The organism is Rhizobacter sp. P3_B12, from assembly GCF_056402895.1.
Genome location: NZ_JBFUGN010000580.1, coordinates 1 through 3,946, shown reverse-complemented (window position 1 = coordinate 3,946; position 3,946 = coordinate 1). Strand labels below are relative to the sequence as shown.

Genomic DNA, 3,946 nt, shown 5'->3' with positions numbered 1-3,946 from the left:
GCACAGCGCCGACCACGGCACCACGCGCTCCATCTCGCCCAGGAACTTCTCGCGCCTCGTCTGGCGCTTCTTGCCCGCGTACTCCAGGCTCGCAAAGCTCGTCTGTTTCATGCAACCATCCTCGCTGTCCACGCCTCGTTCGGCCATCGAGATCTGCCCGAATAAATCAGCGGTTCCCTAACGCGATCCGCCCCAGTTGTCATGTGTATTGATCCAGTTACGCTAGCGTGACGCAGTGGATACTACCCCCAGAATTGGTCGTTGCTGTCTACAAACGTCGCGTGTTGGCGTAGGACGACTACGGGCCACKCCGCTGAAGAAGATCCTCGCGCACCGTTGCTCATGTCCAGGCGATCCGGCCGGCGACGCGCCAAGACGGGCGCACAACTACTGGATATGAGACACCGTCTCATAAACGTCTCATATCGGCGCCAAACGACAAAGGGCCCGCATCGCTGCGGGCCCCGTCAATACTGGCTCCTCGACCTGGGCTCGAACCAGGGACCTACGGATTAACAGTCCGGCGCTCTACCAACTGAGCTATCGAGGAACTGAGCCTCAGATTATAGACAGAAAAATCAGCGGTTTCGGCGAGTGGCTCACAAATCGATCTGAACCGAAGCGCGCACCGTCCGCGGCGCCAGCGGGTAGAGGTACACGTGCCCGAACTGCAGCGGGGCTTCCTTCCAGGCGCGGCGGTCGCTCAGGTTGTCGACGCCCACGCGCCAGGTCAGCGTGCCGACGCCGGCCACCCGCTGCTCGTAGCGCGCTGCCGCATCGAAACGCGTCCAACCCGGGATGGACAGGCTGTTGTCCGGCAGCACCATCCGCTCGCCCTCGTGCACTGCACCGGCCGAGAGGTTCAGGCCGGTGAGCAGCGGCACGCGCCAGTTCAGGTTCAGCTTCAGCGTGCGGTCCGGCACGTTGACCGGGCGCTTGCCGTTCAGCGTCGCATCGCTCGCGACATCCTCGACGCGCGCGTGCAGCCACATCGCAGCACCTTGCAGCGTCCAGTCGCCGGTCGTCCAGGCGCCCTCGGCCTCGAGTCCGCGGTGGCGCTGCTCGCCGTCTTCCTGGTGCGCGCAGGTGTTGCCATTCGTGTCGTCGGCACAGTTGCTGCCGACGTCGGCAAAGCGCGGGCGCACGATGTCGAACGCCGTCAGGCCCCAGCTCAGGTCTGTCGCATTGCCCTTCAGGCCCGCCTCCACCTGCCGGCTCTTCAACGGCGCGAGCGCCTGCCCGGCATTCGTGTAGCGCGCGCGGTTCGGTGCCACTTCCGATTCGATGCCCTGGCCCCAGCTCGCATACGCCAGCAGGCCCGGCTGCAGCGCATGGCTCAGCGCGAGCCACGGCGTCGTGAAGCCATCGGTGTACGAGACCGGCTGGCTGCCGTCGGTCGCGATGCTCTCGCGCTTCAGCCGCGTGTGGCGCAGGCCGAGCCAGGCGCTCCAGGTCGGCGTCAGCGTGATCGCGTCACGCAGGTATAGCTCGGTATTGCGCTCGTCGCGGTTGGTGTTGGTGCCGGTCAGCGCGGGATCCGCAGGCGTCACGGCGGTGCCGTCGATGTTGCCGGTGCCGACGTAGTTGTACGCCTGGCCCTGCAGGCGGCTCTTGAAGCGCGAGAACAGCACGCCGGCCTGCAGCTCGTGCGACAGCCCGCCGGTCGCGAGCGTGCCGCGCACGCCCAGGTCCAGCGCGTCGCTGCGGCGGTGTTCGTCGTCGCTGCGGTAGTCGTAGAGGTCGTAGGTGCCGTCGCTGCAGTAGCGGTCGTAGTTGCCTTCGGCGCTGCAGCCGTAGGGGAAGGCGAGGCGGTCGTCGCTGACCAGGCGCTGCGTCGCGAAGTGCGCCACGGCGCGCCAGTCGGCCGACAGGCGCTGCTGCCAGCGCAGCGATGCGGTGTCGCCATCGAGCACCACCGGCTGCGACCACGGCTGGTTGTTCAGGTTGGTCCGCGGGTCGTAGGCCGAGGCATCGGGCACGCGGTTGCCCAGCAGGCTCATCGCCGGCACGCTGGGCTGCGAGCGGTGGCTGGTCTCGAACTCGGCCTCGAGCAGCGTGTCCGGCGTCACGCGCCAGTCGCCGGCCACCGCCAGCAGCTGGCTGTGGCCGCGCAGGTCGTGCGTCTGCGGATCCAGGTCGTCGTACTGCGCGTTGACCCGCAGGCCGAAAGCGTCGCCCTCGCCGAAGCGCTGGCCGATGTCGACGCCGCCGCGCCAGGTGCGGCTCTGCTTCCACTCCAGCGCGGCCGAGCGCACCGTGCCCTCGGGCCGCTTCACGACCAGGTTGACCAGCCCGCCCGGCGCACTGGTGCCGGCCTGCATGCCGCTGGTGCCCTTGAGGATCTCGATGCGCTCCTTGTTGGCCAGCGGCAGCGAGGTTTCCGCGTTGATCGGCAAGCCGTCGCGGCGGAAGTTGAAGCGGTTGTCGGTCGCGAAGCCGCGCACCATCAGCGTGCTCCAGTAGCCCTCGGAGTTGTAGGCGTCGCCAAGGCTCGCATCGAAGCGCGTGATGTCGGCCAGGCTCTGCACGCCGGCATCCTTCATCGCGACGCCGCTGATCACGCTCGCCTGCAGCGGCAGCTTCGACAGCGGCAGGTCGCCGAAGCCGCCGATGGTGGCGACCGCATCGGGCGAGCGGCCGGTCACGGTGACCGGCGGCAGCGTCTGCGGATCGGCGCKGTTGTTGGCGGTGGTGGATTGCGCATGCACGCTGAAGGCGGATGCGATGCCCAAGGCCAGTGGCGCCAGGGCAGGGGACTTGCAAGAACGGAATGCCATCGTACTTCCCGGTTTGGCGATGGCAGGTCGGCGCAACCGGGCCGCGGCAAAGAAGAGAGGATCCGCGGCACGACGCTTCCCTGCGCGAGGATTACCTCAGGCCGACAAGATAAATCTGTCAGCCCGTGGCGCGCCTGCGACAGCGCGCCACCGATCAGGTTCAAAGGGACTCTCTCAGCCGGTCACGAGAACGTGACCAGCACCCCTAGCGAAAGCCCGCCGGTTGAGTGGCGGGCAGGGGCGAATTTTGCACTATTTGAAAGTCGCGGCTGAGTGACTGATGGCGTGGTCGTCAAACGTCGAACCGCGGAGTACTGCTGGAGCGGGCACTCGTGCTTCCGGCGGCTACTCATGAGATGGCGACCTAGGCGCGGCTATCGCGTCGTGAGCCGATCGCTGCAATGCAGCGGCTGCGGTCGGTCGCCTCGAGCTATCGACAGGCCGCTTGCTGCCTCAATGCGGCCGCTGCGGCTTTCTGGAGGTAGCCGGAAGATCGGTCAAGCGAGGCAGCACCCGCGGATGGGCGTCAAAACGCGCTGTGCTGCCAGTGGAACTACTTGGTGTTGAACGTCCGCTGTGCGCCTTCGCGAACTGGCGCATTCGACCCAAAGCGGAAGTTGGCACAGGCTGTGCAAGCCTCTGGAAAGCGGCCGTTCAACTTTTGAGCTCAGCGAAGGGTTAGGTTCCGTACCTAGCGGCAGTACGCCTGGAGCGCAGGTAGTTTGCATCTGTAGTGCCAAGAGTAAGGGAGCTCACGCGGTACCTCTCCGCCGACCTTCGATCCAAGGTCCAGCGCCTTCTGAAAGGCATTAACCGCGAGCACCTGATCGCCACGATTGAGCGCTGTGTCACCCATGTCATCGAAGATGATCGCCTCGAGTTCTAGAAGACCGATGTCTGTAGCGCCAGTGCGCTTGGCCTCAGCAAGAAATGACCACATGGCTTCGTATGAACCACCCCAGCGTGGTGTCAGTCCGCGCATATAGCGGGCGCGGACTAGCCTGTTTGATGGGAGCATTTTTGTACTGGATGTCGTGGTCAAGTCTTTTCGGACACGCCAATGAGTTGGTTTGGGTTGAATCTCAGTGAGTGTGTTCGGCGTGACGCTCATGCTCGACGGGCGAGCGATAGCCGAGTGTGGAATGGAGCCTGACGGGGTTGTAGAAGCA

2 protein-coding genes, 1 tRNA gene and 1 pseudogene are annotated in these 3,946 nt (G+C 65.5%); all 4 read right to left on the bottom strand.

The window, feature by feature from the left end:
• A pseudogene (locus tag AC1D01_RS24070) lies at positions 1-111 on the bottom strand (IS5/IS1182 family transposase); the annotation flags it as partial.
• A gap of 363 nt (positions 112-474) precedes the next feature.
• Positions 475-550, bottom strand: a tRNA-Asn gene (locus AC1D01_RS24065).
• A gap of 49 nt (positions 551-599) precedes the next feature.
• A complete protein-coding gene (locus AC1D01_RS24060; RefSeq protein ID WP_477870829.1) occupies positions 600-2,732 on the bottom strand; it encodes a TonB-dependent siderophore receptor in 2,133 nt (710 codons plus the stop codon).
• Between the two features lie 736 nt (positions 2,733-3,468).
• Positions 3,469-3,946: hypothetical protein (locus tag AC1D01_RS24055; RefSeq protein WP_477870827.1), on the bottom strand; the 478-nt coding region annotated here is incomplete at its 5' end.